This is a genomic window from [Clostridium] symbiosum ATCC 14940 (genome assembly GCF_000466485.1).
Taxonomy (GTDB): domain Bacteria; phylum Bacillota; class Clostridia; order Lachnospirales; family Lachnospiraceae; genus Otoolea; species Otoolea symbiosa.
Genome location: NZ_KE992842.1, coordinates 1 through 16,558, shown reverse-complemented (window position 1 = coordinate 16,558; position 16,558 = coordinate 1). Strand labels below are relative to the sequence as shown.

The window sequence follows — 16,558 nt, the reverse complement described above, 5'->3', positions numbered from 1 at the left end:
ACGTTTCCTGTGCCGATTTTTGCTGCGTGTAAACCCGGAATCTTCCTTGCAAAAATCTTGCCCCCTCCGGTGGGTTCTTGTAAACGGCAATTTTTTCCGTTTATTAGAAAAAGGTCCGGCTCAAACTCTCGTTTTGAGCCGAACCACGTAATCAAGAGTAACCGTTCAGCCATGATGTATTCCGCGAGGTGTTTTCGCTGTTTTTTGCGAAAATCCCGAGTTCCCAGGATTTTCGTGCAGAACCTGCACTGAACGTAACAGTTCAGCCAGGTCTGCGCACTGGCTGCGCCGACTGTGCGAAAATGTAGTGGCAGTGGGCAACCGGCTGATCGCGTAGCGATTTAATTAGCCGGATGCCGTAACAGTTCATGCCGTCTGAACTGTTACACGAAAACACCTCGCGGGATATTACCTGTGAACCGTAACGTTCCCAGCGCCTGTTTAGTCAAGAGAATCCCATGCATCAAGGTCATACTCATCGATGTTGTCCGTCGTAATGCTGTAAGACTCAATGCTTGTATTGAATGTGATTTCTTTTCCGTTTAAAAGGTCAACCGCCTCTTTGACTCCCATATATCCCATGTATGTAGGCCTCTGGGCAGAGCTTTGAACCATTGTGCCGTCTTTGATTGCATGCTTTCCGATTGGAGCGCCGTCTTTTCCGAGAATATCGATGGAGCCTGTCTTGCCTGCTTCTTCCACAGCCTGTACTGCGCCTAAGGCCGACGTATCGTTGATTGCATAGATAACGTCGATGTTGTCGTGAGCCTGAAGCGCATCAGATACCACTTCAAATGCCGCGTCTGTGGCGCCTTTGCCTTCCACTACCTGAACCTCCACAAATGCGTCCGGGTTCTTCACGTTCTCTTTAATTCCCTGCCAGAATCCGTCTACGTTGATGATACAGGATTCAGCCGTCTGAAGATGGACAATCAGGATATTCGCTCCGTCCGGATGATGCTCTGCCACCCACTGGCCGGAAAGGTATCCTAACTGTGTATTATCGGATGCGATAATTCCGTCAACCAGATCGTAATCTTCTTCCTGGATTACATTGTCTACGTTAATGACTTTCACGCCTGCATCCTTGCATGTCTGAAGCACGGTCTGCGCTCCTGCGGAGTCATATGGGATATAAACGAGAGCGTTGATTCCGCTTGCGATCATATCATCAATCTGGGATGCCTGTTTTGTCGGGTCATTCTGGGGATCAAAGTAAATCAGTTCGCAGCCCAGTTCGTCACACGCTGTCTGAACACCGTTTAAAACAGCCGTAAAGTATTCGTTTGTCAAAGTATAGGGCGAAAATCCGATTGTGTACCCTCCTTCTTTTGCCTCGCTCGAAACCGCCTCGGTCACTGCTTCTGCCGCTGCCTCGGACGTCTCTGCCGGAGCCGCCGTTGTCTCTGCCGGCTTGGACGAGCAAGCTGTCATGGAAAGCGCCATTGCACCTGCTAAAACTACAGATAATAATTTCCTCATAAAAATTTCCTCCTTTTCGTTTTTTAATCATCTGAGCTATATTTGATTGTACGAACATATTAGCACATCAGTTTTTGTACTTCAATGCTAATTTTACCTAAATTTTTCCTGTAGTTTTTGTTGTATTTGTACATTTAACGTTTGTTTATTCCTTTTATTTTGTTCGAATATGTTCATATATTAAATAATTTCTTTCACTAATTTAAATCCAGTGGGAATTGAAGAGATTTCAGAGCTGTTTAAATGTTTATATTTGTTCGTTTCAAATTTGTCCGATGATCGGTTTTTATTTGACAGGAAACGTTACAGGTCACCGTCATCAATAAAAAGACCCTCCGGAATTTAATCCGGTGGGTCGTCTGTCTTATCGTGCAGGCCTTCGGCCGCCCTTATGCAATTATCACTTCCACATTATATTTTTTGAGCAGGTTCATTCCCTCCTCATCGATCCCGGCATCGGTAATCACCCCGTCCACCTGGGAAAGCGCGGCAAAACCGTTCAGATCATAGGTATTGAATTTGGAGGAATCCGTCAAAAGATAAGTCCTCTTAGCGACTGAAAAAATGGAGCTTTTAAACCTTGCCTCCGGTGAATATCCGTCATACAGCCTGCCGTCCGTCCCTATGGCGGCCGCTCCGAGAAATGCCGTATCGAGCTGGTATTTCCGAATCTGCTCTTCCGCCACGCTTCCGGAACTGCAATTGGTGATCCGGATCATCTCACCGCCCAGCATAATCACTGAGAGATTATCGAATTGCAGGGCATGCTCCGCAACCTTCAGATGATTGGTCACAATTACCGCACGCGTTTCCTCATCCATATAATTCAGGATAATCCTTGTTGTGGAGCCTGCGTCTATAAATATCCTCTGTCCGTTCTTAATCAGCGTGGCAGCTTTTGCGGCTATCTTTTCCTTTGCTTCCCTGTTGGAAATGCGGGATTCGTCAAATGAAATCATTCTGACCACGGGCTGGTTTGCCATCAGCGCACCTCCGTGGGTCCTGGTTATGTTATATTGCCGGGCCAGCAGGTTCAAATCCCTGCGGACCGTCATCTCAGAAATCCCGAACCGCTTTGCCAGTTCGTTTACTTCCACCTTATGCTGCTTTTGCAGAATATCGAGTATGGCCAGACATCTTTCACTTTTGTTCACGGTGAGTACCATCCTTCTTACATTTTTTATAATATATGTAATCTGATACAATCATTATAGCACTAAAACGAACATATTCAAGCATAAGTATATAAATTGAAGGGGAGGCCCCGTCCGGAACGGACCGGGGCCGGTGTGGTGAGGCTGTATGTCTGAGTCTTCAGTCCCCGATTGGAGGTTATCGTGAGGGGGAATTCGGCCGGAATGAATTCCCCCAAGCCATAGTTAATGCATAAGGCTCCACTTAGTGGTCGCGACAAGGTCTCCCCCCACTTAACGCGTGAGACAATCAGCCGCCGGGACGGCCTCACCTGCTTATTTAATCACCTCGTACCAGAAAACAGCCGCAGCCGAAACCAACACGGCAACCGCCAGCTGCCCTGCCGACAGAGGGGCCAGCTTCAGAAACGTATTTACCGGTGAATAGAAAATCACGGCCGGCATCAGCACCATAGCGGCAAAGGCCGCCTGCATTCCGCGGTCTTTCAGAAGCCGGAAAAGGGAGCGGAGCGCTGATTCCGAATCCGAGCAGTTGACAAGCACCAGAAACAGGTTGGAAATCATAATCACCATCAGTCCCATGGAGCGGGATACGACGGCGCGATCGGGACAATTTTTCAGGTGGAAGAAGTACACGGCAAAGGAGGCAATGGCAATGGCGATTCCCTGCAGCACGCTCTTAGCCAGAATCTGCGGCGTTAAAAGGCGGCCTCTCGATTCTTCCGGTTTTCTTTTCATGATATCCGGCTCCGCCGGCTGCCGTTCCAGGACAATGGAACAGGTCGGATCGATAATCAGCTCTAATAGCACGATATGCACGGGAAGCAGCATCTGGGCGGAGGGCGGGGTTCCAAAAAGCGGCGGCAGCAGAGATGCCAGAATAATCGGCAGATGGATTGTAAAAATATACCCGACCGCTCTCCTTATGTTGTCATAAATTCTCCGGCCGTCCTTTACCGTCTCCACTATCGTCGTAAAATTATCATCCAGCAGGATTAAATCGGCGGCTTCCCTCGATACTTCACTGCCCCTCAGGCCCATTGCGATTCCAATATCGGCGTATTTTAAAGCCGGTGCATCGTTCACGCCGTCCCCTGTCATAGCCACTGTCTCCCCATTTTTCTGAAGCGCTTTAATGATACGCATTTTATGTTCCGGAACGACTCTCGAAAAGACAGATGTTTCTGCCGCAGCCGTTCCCAGCTCCTCGTCCGTCATCTGTTCCATTTCATCTCCCGTGACAACTTTTCCGCCGTCTATTCCGATCCGGCGGGCCACGCTGGAAGCCGTCACTCCGTTATCTCCGGTTATCATTATGACACGGATGCCGGCATTCCTGCACACTCTGATATCCTCTGAGATACCTGGTCTCGGAGGATCGGAAAGGCCGATCAGGCCGCAGAGGCGAAGCTTCCATCCCTCGGGTTCCTCCGGAATTTCAAAAAAGTCCGCATCCTCCTCTGCCGATGCCACCGCAATGACTCTCAGACCTTCAGCGGCCATGTCTTTGCCGATCTGAAGCGCTTCATCTATCTCTTCACCGCTTCTGCAAATGGCCGCCACCTTCTCCGGTGAGCCTTTGACCGCGGCTGTCAGCCTTCCATCCCGCAGCCATACATGGCCCATCATTTTTTTTCCGTTTGTAAATGCGTATTCCTTCACCAGGCTGCCACCGAAGATTTCCTCTTCACTGATTCCCTGTTCCCCGCAGTATTGCAGCATCGCCTTCTCCATCGGATCATAAGCCTCCGGCTCACAGCCCATTCCCATGAGCATTAAAAGCGTCCGTTCGTCTTTATCCGCCGCCCATGTCCGGCCCACACTCATTTTATTCATGGTAAGCGTTCCTGTCTTGTCACAGCAGAGAACCGACACTGCCCCCAGCGTTTCCACCGACGGCAGACGGCGGACCAATGAATGTTTTTTTGCCAGCCTCCAGGCGCCCATCGAGAGAAATACGGTCAGGACAACCGGAAATTCTTCCGGTATCAGCGCCATTGCCAGCGTAACTCCGGCCAGGATGCTCCTTGTCATTCTCTCGGCTTCTCCCAGGCCGGAAAGGCTGAAATAAGTAAAAATACCGGCCAGCAGAAACAGAACTGCCGCTATGGCGGCGCAGACCTTCACAAGCCCCGCTGTCTGCCGCTGAAGGGGCGTATCCTCCTCCGGGGCCTCCGCCACGTTTAAGCCAATTTTTCCGTATTCCGTCGTGATCCCGGTGCGCTCCGTCAGAAGCGCCGCATTTCCCTGTATCACAAGTGTCCCGGCATAGCAGGTATCACCGGCTGTCCCCCCCGGCCCATCCTTTTTCGCCGTCTTCCATACCCCCGCGGATTCCCCGGTCAGCATAGATTCATCCACGCAGAAATCACTGCACGTTAAAATTACCGCATCGGCCGGAACTCTGTCTCCTTCACACAGAAAGAACACATCTCCCGGCACAAGCTCCTCCCCGGGAATCACCTGTTCCCTGCCGTCGCGCAGCGCCTTCACCCGCGGCGCCGTCATCTTTTGCAGCGCGGCAAGGGTGCGGTCCGTTTTCCATTCCTGCATCACGTCAATCCCCACCACCCCGGTGATAAAGATGAACATAACCGCCCCATCCTTCGGTTCCCCCAGGATAAAATAAACCACTGCCGCGAAAAACAGCAGCAAAAACATCGGTTCTCCCAAAATATGGAGTGCTTTTCTTAAGAATTTTCCTTTTTTACCGGATGTAAGCTCATTTTTTCCGTATTGTTCCAGCAATTTTGCAGCCTGGGCAGAGGTAAGCCCTGCCTGCGCTCTGTCTGTACCTGCCATACAAAAAACCTCCTGATTATAAATAAGTTTTTACCGTTTCTGTGCATCGATTGGTGGCAGAGCGGTTTTCATTTAACAGGAGAGTTTTCAGTTAAATGAAAAAGCACATCTGCGGAACAATTATTAACTGTCCCGCAGATGTGCTGTCACACAGTCTGCTGCCGCCTTTCGGCAGCCCGGCGACGATTCTCATTTCGGCCGTCGCCTGCTCACTGTATCATATGCAGCAAAATTCTGTTTGCTAATCGTATATTATGTTTTTGTAATCATTCAGATAAAACTGCTCACCGGTTACTCATGTTTAATTGCTTCCAGCGCAGGAATTTCCACTGCCTTTGATGCAGGATAATATCCTGCCCCTATCCCAATCAGAACGGAAAACAGGATGGCAAATACGGCAAGCCACCAGGGGATTACAGACAGTCCCGACGTCTGCTCCATCATCTCTCCCCCAAATCCCCCGAACTCAGAGGACATCGCGGCCTGGCCTGCCGCCAGATTCATTAACGCCGATATCCCAAAGCTTAAAACAACGCCCGCCAGTCCGCCGGCAAAACCGATACAGCCCGCCTCCATAAGAAAGATTTTCCGGATATCCCTCACAAAACAGCCCAGAGATTTCATCACTCCGATTTCCCGCGTCCGCTCTGAAATGGACATAATCATAGTATTGGTAATTCCAAGAGCTGCCACAAACAGGGAAACGGCTCCGATTCCGGCAAACATCATCTGCTTCTGCCTTGCATCTCTCTCCATCGTTTTACGGATGCTTTCCATGGAACTGGTCCGAAATCCCATTTTTTTAATCTGCCTTTCCACCTCCGCCACGTTTTTTATATCCTGCACCTTGACAACCGCATTGGGATACCCTTTGTTCCTTTCCACCTTTTTTCCGCTGATACGCGCCTGCTGTTCCAGCAAATCCTTTAAGTCCGAAAGACTCATCACAAGTCCCATCACTGTTTCTTCGCCTTTTCCGTAATCCTCCTTCAAAATTCCTGCCGTCTCGAATTTCTTTGTTATCTTTTTATCATCATCCCTTCCGCTTTCCAGCTCCGCCGTAACTGTAATTTTCATAGGGTCGAAATAGGCGGGAGGGACAACCGGCATTCCGGACGCATCATAGTCGCCGCCATACATATCCACCATGTTTTTCCCCTCCGGCCGTTTCGTGTCCTCAAAACCATAGGCAAAATACTGGCCTGCAAAAATTTTTCCAGGTTTCCACTGATCGAAGCTGCCTTCCTTCAGCTTATATCCCATTGTCTCGGCTTCCTTAATATCAATCCCGGTTACCTGGGCGGAGGCAGAACGGTATCTGTTGTTTTTTCCCGCAAAAAGCTGGATGCTGACATTCTCCGCAGTCAGTTTGGGGGTAACGGCTTCCACCCCTTTCATGTCTTTTATTTTTTTGAGGGCCTTATCATTAATTCCTGATTTTTTCGTATTTTTCCCGGCAGAGTATACGTTAATAATCGTCAGATCCCCCATCTGGGCCAGTGCGCTCTCCTGCGCTTTCCTCATTCCTATTCCAATGGATACCATGATTACAACGGAACAGCAGCCGATAATTACCCCCAATACGGTCAGCATCGTCCTGGCTTTGTGGCGGCTCAGGTTCTGAAGGCAGACCATGATCAGATCTTTTATTTTCATTTTTCTGTCCTCTCCTCTGCGTCCTGCTCTTCCTCTGCCGTACCGTTCTCATCCTCTTCTTCGCCTTCATCCTCGGGAAAAACATCGTCCCAGTCATCGTCCTGTTCTTCCCGTTTGGCGTCTTCCATTTTCCTGTCACGGATTTTTTTCCTGGCTTTTGCTGCAGCGAACAGGGCTGTGGCAAGCAGTACGGCCAGGGCTGTGGCCGGCCAAAGGACCGTTCCCCGCGGCCTTGCCATTACGTCGTTTTCACTGAAATCAGCCTGCTCGTTCTGGGCTTCCATTACCTCCACACTGATTGGAATCTCCTCCGTTTTCTGCTGCATGGCCTCATCCTCATAGCTGACGCGGATCTTCCCTTCTACCTTCCCGGTTTTTTTCGGAGTCACTACAAAATCGATGGTGCCGCTCTTTCCCGCTTCGAAATTCCCCAGAGTCAAATCTTTTTCCAGGGCAGGTATATCTCCCTCCAGCTTTGCCTCCACATTAAACACCTGTCCTCTGCCTTTGTTGACATATGGGATTGAGATTGTGGCCTCCTCATTCTGGCGGAAATTTTCCGAGTAAACCGGGGATTTCAGTTCAAACCGGTCCGGCTGGTACACAGGAATGGCTATCGTCTCACTGGACGTCGCCTGTTTCCGTTCCTTTCCGTCTAAATACTCGTATTTAAATGAAATTGTTATTTTAGGCGACTGGAGCTTTGACTGGAAAAGCGCCTGTACTTTAATACTCTGTTTTTTTGCCGCTCCCGCGTCCAGCTTTGGTATGTATATGGTGTTTGAGGAGGAATTGATGGAGATTCCTTCCCCTGTATCAAGAGATACCACCACATTCTCCGCCGCAGTCACACTGCTCGTATTGGTCATCTCCATCTCCAGGTCAAACACCTGGCCGGCAGTTACCTTCTCTCCGTATGAATAGTTGCGGATGATAATATTAGGAGTTGGGATATTCATTTTACTGCTCTTGCCGTTTGTCGGAATTACAAGCTTCTCTGCAATGGTCCCCTGGCTGCTGCCCTTGTCGGAATCATAGTCGAATTTCAGGGACAGTCCGAGCAGCTGTGACGCTGCCTGGGAAAGCTCCGCTCCGGCCTGGAGCCGGACAGGGATGTCTACTGCGGTTCCGGCCTTAAGCTCACCCAGAAGTCGCGTGTCCGTCTCATCCAGCAGATATATCTGGTCATTCGGCTCTATGGTTGCCGTCAGATTCCGGATATCCTTATCCTGGCTGGTATTCTCCAGCCTGATTACCATTTGAAACGTTTCTCCCGCATTCACCGGCCTGTCAATTCTGCCGCGTCCAATCCGTATCAGCGGCTGGCCCGCCGCCCCGCCTCGGACCGGAATCTGAACCTTCTGCGACAGAGAGCCTGATGTCAGGCTGCCTCCTGAATAGTAGTTATATTTCATTTCAATATCGACGGACTGGGAGGGACCGGCCAGTTCCTGCCCCGCCGTCATCCTGACCGTAATTTTCTTTTTCTGTTTCAGGCCCAGACTTGAGACTACCTGGGAACCCGTATCATCCGTGATATACAGTCCGTTTCCCGGGGAAATGTTGACAATAAGATCTTCAATATCGGATTCTTTGCTTGTATTTTCAAGTTCCAGTTCCAGACCAAAGGACTCTCCGGAACCGACGGCTGTCTGCGGGCTGATACGTTTGATTCGGATTACAGGCTGGCCTGTGGCATCCTCGCTGTTGTCTCCCTTTCCCTCATATTCTTCGCACTCGCTGATTTCGACCGTTATTATCTCCGAAGGGATGCCCGATTTCTTATAATTAACTCTGAGGCGCAGTTCATTGCCTCTTCCTGAGTAAACGGCCTTTGGGATGGTAACGGTAAATTCCAGGTTTTCATCCCGCTTCGAGGTGACCTTTACTTTGGCTGCCCCTGCATTTCTGAAGCTGTCCGACAGCTTGGAAACTGTAATCCCGTTTTTTCCCGCTTCCTCCGTCGTAAGCCCTTCCGCCCTGACGCTGACCACCAGCTTGACGTTCTTACCCTTTCGTATCGCGTCGATGGGGGTATTACCGCTTAAAGCCGCATAAACCTCATAGCCGTCCACCGTCAGCTTTCCGCTCCCTTCGCTCTCTCCGCTGCCGGAAGGGCTTTTCTCTTTTTCTTTCTCCGGAGCCGGTTTTTCCGCCGGCGTCGCTGTCTCACCAGGTTTTTCTCCCGGCGGATTTGCGTCCTCCGGCTTTGCCTCCGACAGGTTTGTCTCCGCCGGTTTAATCTCCTCTGTTTTCCCGTTTCCCGTCTCCGCGAGGTTTTCTGCCGCTGCGGCGGCAGGCGCCGCCTCCGTTGCCCACACCGGACTGGCCGAGCATAGTGTGATCATCATGCTTAACATCCATATTACGGCCCTTTTTATAACCAGCTTTCTGTTCATTTTATCGTTTCCTTTCATCTCCAATAATATTTCCGTCTACCAGTGTGACAATCCGGTCCGCATACCGGGACATTCCCGGATCATGAGTGACCAGTATTATCGTCTGCTCATATTTTCTGGCAAACCCTGTTATCATTTTCATTATTTCCGCCGTAGTTCTGGAATCCAGGTTTCCTGTCGGTTCATCGGCAAATATCACCTTGGGCCTCGTCACAAACGCCCTGGCAATTCCCGCCCTCTGCTGCTGACCTCCCGACATCTGTCCCGGATAATGGTCCAGCCTGTGCGAGAGGCCAACTTTACAGAGAAGCTCTTTTGCAATTTTTTCTCTCTTATCCTTATCCATACCCCGGAACATTAACGGCATAGCCGTATTTTCAATGGCGGTCATGGAGGGAAGCAGGTTGTATGACTGAAATATAAATCCGATATACTGCTGCCGGAACGCGGCCAGTTCCTCCTCCGACATCCTGGAAACATGCTGTCCCAGTATCAGCACTTCTCCCCGGGTTGGTTTTTCCATCCCGGCAAGCTGGTTTAAAAGCGTACTCTTTCCGGAACCGGAGGTGCCGAAAATACAGCATATTTCACCTTTATAGATAGTCAGATTAATCCTGTTTAAGGCAACCACCTCTTCGTCACCCATCCGGTATACTTTTCTGACATTTTTAACTTGGATTGCCGCCTCTCTTTTTTCCATTGTTCTCCTCCTCGTTTATAGATGGCATGATATCGGATGAATCCCCAAAAATTATGGTATATAATTCTGAAGAAATCTTAAGATGAACCGTGGAACGATAACCTGCACAATCCGTGCACAGGTCGCCGCCATTAACGCAGAAGAGGCGGCCGTCTGCCGCCGCAGACTACCGCCTCTTGATACACTCCCGTTATATAATTCCTGATACATGGTTCCTGGTGCATGATGCCAGTTACCGTTTCCCGTAACCTGAATCCCTATTCCTGTCTATTAATTTCAAACTCCTGAATTCCGAAGACTCCGGGCGCTATCTCATATTTATCAAATACGATAACCGGGTTTCCATTCGCTCCGATATAAAATTTTGTATTCTCTCCCACTGTCTTAAACCCATCCATACCATTGCTTCCATCCCAGTAAACGAGATTCCGGTCGGCAGCCATCCGCTCTTCCATCTGCCGCCTGATGCTGCTGTTTGCTTTCTCTTTATAATCCTGCCCCAGCAAATCCCCCAGGGTCAGCTTCTTACCATTTTTCAGATCCAGATTGTAGAAATACTGTATCCCATAGGCCGAAGCCCAGTTCTCATTTGCCGTAATTTCCAGAGACAGCACATCCTCCGTCTCATATTTCACTTCGTATCCTGCATCCACTTTGATTCCTTTTTCGGCAAATGCTTCTTCCGTTCCTCCTGTTGCCAGAAACGCCTCTTTATATTCTTCAATCCTCTGCTGTGCGTCACGTCTGTATGCCTCCATGATTGTTTCAATTTCCTTATTTACGTCCGCAGCCAGCGGGGAGGACGTGCTGCCGGCCTCCGGCTCCTGTATCTGCGGAATTTCCATGTGGATTTCCTTCTCTTCATCAGCCGTGTCATAATTGCGGAATGTGAGAACCCTGGAGACCGCCCCTATGACGGGCAGCCGGCCGGCTGTGGCAGCAAATGCTTCATTTGTGTTCAGGGCGGTTATAAAACAAACTGCCAATGCGGCCGCAGCCAGCCCTATTTTACCGTGGGGACTCTTTTTTCCAGGCACTGCCGCTTTTCCCCTTCTCTTTCCCTGAGTTCCCGTCTCTGATACCCGCCGCCTCATATCTCGCTGCTCCCAGGTTTCCTGCTTCAGCGCTCCCCGCACCACATCATCCAGCGCCATAGGCGTTTCCATCGATTCATATATTTTTTTCGTTCTTCCGATCTCCCGCTCCATTTTGCTCTGCTTCATCTGCTCTCCTCCTTCAGCTTCTTTTCCAGACGTCTCAGCCCTGAATAAAGGCGGTATTTGACAGCTCCCAGGCCGCTTCCGGTAGCCCTGGCAATCTCTTCCAGAGAAAAATCCTCATAAAACCTCAGAATAATCACTGTCCTCAGTTTATCCGGCAGTCCCTGTATCTGACGGTACAGCTCAAAGTCTGTCTGCCCGGGCTGCATTTCACCCTCCTGCATCCTGTATACCTGCTCCGGTTCAAAGGCAATTTCCCTGCTGTTTTTCCTCATGTACCCATGACACTCATTCAACAGTATCCTGTAAAACCATGTTTTCATATATTCCGGTTTTCTGATTGCCGTATAATTCTCCAGCGCCTTTACAATCGCATTCTGAAGCGTATCTAAAGCCGCATCCCTGTCCTTCATCTGGGAGACCGCAAAACGGTATAATTTCTCCTGATTTTCCGTGATAAATGATATAAGTTCCGTACGTACGCCGTCACACATCGTCTCACCTCTCCTGTCTCTTGTTTTCATATCCTGTTATATAGATGCTGTAAATACCAATAAAGTCTGAAATCTTAATAAATTCCCCCGGAACCAATCCCAAGCCTGTACAGCGAATTTGATTCTGAATAATCTTTAAGGTATTATTCCTTTCTCCGTTAAGATTGGCTCCCTATAATAAATGGAAACATCATCCAGAGGAGGGCAATTATGATTGATGAAATTTTAAAACACAATGAGGACTTTGTAAACAACGGCTCTTATCTGCATTACTCTGCCGGTAAATATCCACGAAAAAAACTGGCAGTTCTCTCCTGCATGGACACCCGTCTGGTCGAACTGCTTCCGGCTGCCCTTGGCATTAAAGACGGGGATGTTAAGATGATAAAGAACGCCGGAGCAGTGATTACCGACCCCTTCGACACCACTGTGCGGAGCCTGATCATCGCCGTCCTGGAACTGGGCGTGGAGGAAATCATGGTCATCACCCATACAAATTGCGGCGTTGCCTCCATTACCCCCGGTACCATCCGTTCCCATCTTGCGGCCCGCGGCATTGCAAAGGAAACCATAAACCGAATGGAAGCGGAGGGACTGGACTTTAACCTCTGGTTCCAGGGCTTTGAAACGCCGCAGGAGGAAGCTGAACGCACCGTCTCCCTCCTCCGAACGCATCCGTTACTCCCACGTGATGTAAAAATCAACGGTTTTGTCATCGATGTGGTGACGGGACGCCTCGAACCTGTTAATTAAGCAGGGCGTCCTCCTAACTTCAACTAATTGAATACGACGTTTTCACAACTTTAAAGGAGGGCCGCCATGCAGCCCCCCCTTTGAGGTAGTTCTCCTTTTTGAGGTGTAAGGAGTCGGATATGGAATAGATATTATCTTTAAAGCGAAATTACTCCGAGAACAAGACCGGCGGCCATGCAGACAAGGCTGACGCCCCAAATCCAGAAAAAGCATGTTTTAATATGGTCTTTAATCTCAACGCCTGCGAGGCCCACGCCTAAAAAGGTAGCCGGTACCACAGGGCTTATAAAGGTTGCACAGTTGCGGCATACCACCATGGCTATTGCGATATGTGCAGGGTTCACTCCAAATTTGCTTCCGACACCGATGAGAACCGGGAGAAGGCCATAGAAGTAGGAATCCGTACAGAACATCATGGTCAGCGGAACCGACAGGACCCCGATAATCAGCGGCAGGAACCGTCCCATAGACTGCGGGATAAAGGAAGCCAGGATATTGGCCATATGGTTCATAATCTCGCTCTCCTCCAATACGCCGAGGAATACGCCTGCAGCCAGAATCGTGGATGCCATCATAAGAGCCGGACCGGAATGCGACTTAATAATTTTATTCTGAAGTTTAGCGCCGGGATAATTCACCAGCAGCGCTGCGACACAGCCCAGCATAAATGTGAAATAGGACGGTACCGGCAGGAAAATCAGACAGACTATGATGAGCAGGGTGAGACAGATATTAAACCAGAACAGGTTCGGCCTGATAAGGCCGCTTCGTTCTGCACTGCCTGCCGTCTCCTCAGAAATCATTGTATCTTCCGCTTCCAGAGTGCTGTTAATGCCCGCCCCCCTCTTTTTTTCCACCGTTCCCCAGAAGAAGGCGGTAAAAAGTGCGATTACGATACCCACAGCCTGCATCGGCAGAAGCTGCATCCAGAGTACGTTGGCCTCCACTCCCAGTACGGAGGCGGAACGCATGGTAGGGCCTCCCCAGGGGAGCAGGTTCATTACGCCCATCGCCGTCACACAGATTAAGAGCAGCGTGGTAGGACGCATTTTCAGTTTCTTATATACGGGTAGCATAGCCGGGATTGTTATCAGGAAAGTGGATGCGCCTCCGCCGTCCAGATGCCCGATCATGGCAATAATACATGACATCATGGCAACGCCCACCACATTGTTGCCTACTTTTTTCATCAGGGCATTGATAATGCGGTCAAACATTCCGGCATCCGTCATAATCCCGAAAAACAAGACGGAGAAAATGAACAGCGCGGCAGTGGAATGCACGCCCGAAACACCGCTTTTAATAAAATCTCCCATTTCGCTGACGGTAAATGTTCCTGTCAGCACAAGAATCGCCGCTGTCACAGTAGAGACTCCGATAAAAGCGATGGCCGGAACCGTAACATTGCGCAGCAGTAAAACAATGATCATGATAATGGTTGCAAAGCCTAAAGCCGCAAGCATAGTCTCATTCATGTTTTATTCCTCCTCTTTCTTCTTTAAGCTATCAAGTTCTGAGACTATTTTAAAAGCCCAACCTTACACTCTTACGGTTTCTCTCTTAATTTCATGTAAGAGAAATCTTAAAAAATGTTAAGGTTGGGCCTTAAATGGCGCCGTTTTGTAAGTCAGGGCAGCATGAACTGTTACGCCGCTTTGTCAATTCAGTGTCTGAATTGTCCTTATCGCCTTAAGAATGGAGGAGGCAGACACCGGTTTATCAATATAATCATCAATAATTTTTCTCTGTTTCGCCTCAAGCACTTCTTTTGTGACTTGTTCCGTCATGATAATTCTCTGCAGTCCGGGACACTGCCCCTGAATCGACATACAGAAATCAACCGCGCTTCTGCCGCCAATGCTCTGCTCCGCCGCCATTGCATCGAATTCCCTGCCCCTTAAATGGTTCCTGGCTTCCTCATAGCTCATACATGCGGTTACGGCAATACCTAGTCTGCCGAAATCTTTTTCCAGCAGTTTTAAGACTTTGGGATTGTCATCCACGATCAAAAGGTTTAGCAGCTTCTCCCCCGCCTCGTTACACTCCAGCTCTCCATCCGGCTCGTCCCCGTCCTTCTGCTCATTGACGGGCAGGTATATATGGAATATGCTTCCTTCTCCGGGATGGCTTTCGGCAAAAATATAGCCTTTATGGGAGGATATAATCTGCTCAACAAGGGCAAGCCCCAGTCCGGTGCCCTTGCCCCCCTTTTTGGTTGTGAAAAACGGATCGAAAATCTGCTTCAGAATCTCATCGGGCATACCGCAGCCGTTGTCGGAGATATCCAGCCTGATATACTGCCTCCAGTCCCCCGGGACCGACGACAAGCCGTATTGTTTAAGCTCCCCAGCCTGCGCGGTGCGGCCGCTTACCTTGATTGTCCCTTCCTGATGTCCGATTGCATGGATTGCGTTAACGCAGATATTGAGAATGACCTGATTCATCTGCGTCTCATTTCCGAGGAAACATTCCTGTGACAGTTCTAACTCATCCGTCAGCTTTATGTTGACGGGACAGACGGACTGGACCATCTTAAGTGCCCGCCGGAATATCTTTGCGGCATTCAGGTTTTTATAAGCCGTCTCCATGTTCTTTCGGCTCAGGGAGGAAATCTGCTGGATAATCTCTTTTGCCTTGGCCGAGGCCTCATATATCTCTGAGGCGCTGTCGTAAAGCTCCGAATCCTCCGGCAGCTCCATCATCATCAGATCCGCATATCCCATAATCGGAGTCAGAAGGTTGTTAAACTCATGGGCGATTCCCCCTGTCATTGTTCCCATAATCTGGAGTCTCTGCTGATGGGCAATCCGTTCCTCGCTCTGGTGCATGGACTCCAGTATCTGGTTGAGTTCAAGCAGATAGGCGATTTCTTCCGTATCATGTTTCTTTTGTTTTATAAGCTTTGCCATATACAAAGCCATCAGAAGGATAGCCGCCATGATTCCCACAAATACCAGCGCAAGTTTTGTAAAACCTTCCACTACGGGAATATAGATATCATTATAATCAATCACGGCGCTGATCACCAGGAATCCGTCTCCGATGATGGCCGGAGCGTAGGCGCTGATTTTCTTCACTCTGGGCGCACCCGGCTTTGTCCACCAGTAAGAATAATATTCAAGCACCCCTTCCTCGCCCTTTTTCTGGCTTTCCACCATCTGATCCAGGCTTGAAAGGTCTTTGTCCGGGTACATCTCCTGCCGCCCGTCGATGACGTCGATTCCCCATTGCTTCTTCTCCGGATGCATCAGGATTATGCCGTCGGAATCCTTTACCACTACATAACCGTTTGTCCCCAGGCGGATCCCCGATATCAGGGACTGGTAATAATTAATCGCATCAATCACAATGGATATGGAGCCGCCTCTTTCCAGCTCGCGCCTGAGTATCAGGTAGATCTCGCCGTCATCCAGCCTGCACTGGCGAAAGCTCAGCGCCTCGTCTATCTCTGTGACGGAATAGGTTTGCGTCACTTTAAAGCCTTTCGTACTTTTTAACACAGCTCCCTGAGGATCCGAAACGATTACATCGTAGACAAACCGGCTATGGGAGTCCACATATTCCTGAATAATTTCCCATTGCCCATGGCCTCCCTTCCGGCGGTTACCGGCCTCCATTGTGCAGAGGCTGTCCAAATCCGCCTCATACTCCTCGATGAAAATTTCCAGGTTATCTCCCAGGCTCTGGGCCGTCAGAAGCATCTGTTTTTTCTGGTTGTCGATAATCGTTTTCTTATACTCCTCCCAGATGCTGAAACCCAGGCAGGAAAAGAGAAAAAGCACGACAGCCAGCACTGCGGCCATAAAAGCTATGATATTTTTGTTGTCTTCCTTTTTTTCTCTCATGGTTTCGTAAAATCCTTCCTTTGGAGATTTAGTTAAGCAGGTGAGGACGCCGC

At 49.5% G+C, this 16,558-nt stretch carries 11 protein-coding genes and 1 riboswitch; of the genes, 1 reads left to right on the top strand and 10 read right to left on the bottom strand.

Annotated elements, in window-relative coordinates:
• Positions 1-441 precede the first annotated feature (441 nt).
• The 8 genes from CLOSYM_RS04670 to CLOSYM_RS04635 form a co-directional block, all read right to left on the bottom strand.
• Positions 442-1,482, bottom strand: coding sequence for a sugar ABC transporter substrate-binding protein (locus tag CLOSYM_RS04670; protein WP_021641157.1), 1,041 nt, complete (start codon positions 1,480-1,482; stop codon positions 442-444).
• A 389-nt stretch (positions 1,483-1,871) separates the two neighbouring features.
• Positions 1,872-2,636 (bottom strand): DeoR/GlpR family DNA-binding transcription regulator, encoded by a 765-nt coding sequence (locus CLOSYM_RS04665; RefSeq protein WP_003509094.1) that lies wholly within the window; start codon positions 2,634-2,636, stop codon positions 1,872-1,874.
• A 315-nt stretch (positions 2,637-2,951) separates the two neighbouring features.
• Entirely contained in the window at positions 2,952-5,438 is a 2,487-nt protein-coding gene (locus CLOSYM_RS04660; protein WP_021641155.1) for a cation-translocating P-type ATPase, read from the bottom strand.
• A 125-nt stretch (positions 5,439-5,563) separates the two neighbouring features.
• Positions 5,564-5,661, bottom strand: a riboswitch (NiCo riboswitch).
• Between the two features lie 68 nt (positions 5,662-5,729).
• On the bottom strand, positions 5,730-7,094 hold the full coding sequence (locus CLOSYM_RS04655; RefSeq protein WP_021641153.1) for an ABC transporter permease: 1,365 nt from the start codon (positions 7,092-7,094) through the stop codon (positions 5,730-5,732).
• On the bottom strand, positions 7,091-9,493 hold the full coding sequence (locus CLOSYM_RS04650) for a COG1361 S-layer family protein (RefSeq protein ID WP_242828644.1): 2,403 nt from the start codon (positions 9,491-9,493) through the stop codon (positions 7,091-7,093). The genes CLOSYM_RS04655 and CLOSYM_RS04650 overlap by 4 nt, the downstream gene beginning before the upstream one ends.
• 1 nt (position 9,494) lies before the next feature.
• The gene (locus CLOSYM_RS04645; RefSeq protein ID WP_003500356.1) at positions 9,495-10,193 is read right to left on the bottom strand and encodes an ABC transporter ATP-binding protein; all 699 of its coding nucleotides are present in this window, start codon (positions 10,191-10,193) and stop codon (positions 9,495-9,497) included.
• A 257-nt stretch (positions 10,194-10,450) separates the two neighbouring features.
• Entirely contained in the window at positions 10,451-11,416 is a 966-nt protein-coding gene (locus CLOSYM_RS04640) for a DUF3298 and DUF4163 domain-containing protein (RefSeq protein ID WP_021641150.1), read from the bottom strand.
• Positions 11,413-11,937: an RNA polymerase sigma factor gene (locus tag CLOSYM_RS04635; protein WP_021641149.1), complete on the bottom strand. Its 525-nt coding sequence runs from the start codon at positions 11,935-11,937 to the stop codon at positions 11,413-11,415. Before CLOSYM_RS04635 ends, CLOSYM_RS04640 begins: the two co-directional genes overlap by 4 nt.
• A gap of 180 nt (positions 11,938-12,117) precedes the next feature.
• Between CLOSYM_RS04635 and CLOSYM_RS04630 the strand changes: the two genes are divergently transcribed.
• Entirely contained in the window at positions 12,118-12,660 is a 543-nt protein-coding gene (locus CLOSYM_RS04630) for a beta-class carbonic anhydrase (protein WP_003500354.1), read from the top strand.
• 137 nt (positions 12,661-12,797) lie between these two features.
• Here CLOSYM_RS04630 and CLOSYM_RS04625 read toward each other — a convergent pair whose 3' ends face one another.
• Positions 12,798-14,135 (bottom strand): CitMHS family transporter, encoded by a 1,338-nt coding sequence (locus CLOSYM_RS04625; RefSeq protein ID WP_003500353.1) that lies wholly within the window; start codon positions 14,133-14,135, stop codon positions 12,798-12,800.
• Positions 14,136-14,318: 183 nt separating this feature from the next.
• A partial coding sequence (locus CLOSYM_RS04620; protein ID WP_021641147.1) for an ATP-binding protein occupies positions 14,319-16,558 on the bottom strand: 2,240 nt, incomplete at its 5' end.

What these genes read in the sequence shown, in the direction of transcription:
- CLOSYM_RS04655 (WP_021641153.1), bottom strand. Translation starts at nt 7,094, where the DNA reads ATGAAAATAAAAGATCTGATCATGGTCTGCCTTCAGAACCTGAGCCGC.
- CLOSYM_RS04645 (WP_003500356.1), bottom strand. Translation starts at nt 10,193, where the DNA reads ATGGAAAAAAGAGAGGCGGCAATCCAAGTTAAAAATGTCAGAAAAGTA.
- CLOSYM_RS04625 (WP_003500353.1), bottom strand. Translation starts at nt 14,135, where the DNA reads ATGAATGAGACTATGCTTGCGGCTTTAGGCTTTGCAACCATTATCATG.
- CLOSYM_RS04640 (WP_021641150.1), bottom strand. Translation starts at nt 11,416, where the DNA reads ATGAAGCAGAGCAAAATGGAGCGGGAGATCGGAAGAACGAAAAAAATA.
- CLOSYM_RS04660 (WP_021641155.1), bottom strand. Translation starts at nt 5,438, where the DNA reads ATGGCAGGTACAGACAGAGCGCAGGCAGGGCTTACCTCTGCCCAGGCT.
- CLOSYM_RS04670 (WP_021641157.1), bottom strand. Translation starts at nt 1,482, where the DNA reads ATGAGGAAATTATTATCTGTAGTTTTAGCAGGTGCAATGGCGCTTTCC.
- CLOSYM_RS04630 (WP_003500354.1), top strand. Translation starts at nt 12,118, where the DNA reads ATGATTGATGAAATTTTAAAACACAATGAGGACTTTGTAAACAACGGC.
- CLOSYM_RS04635 (WP_021641149.1), bottom strand. Translation starts at nt 11,937, where the DNA reads ATGAAAACAAGAGACAGGAGAGGTGAGACGATGTGTGACGGCGTACGT.
- CLOSYM_RS04650 (WP_242828644.1), bottom strand. Translation starts at nt 9,493, where the DNA reads ATGAACAGAAAGCTGGTTATAAAAAGGGCCGTAATATGGATGTTAAGC.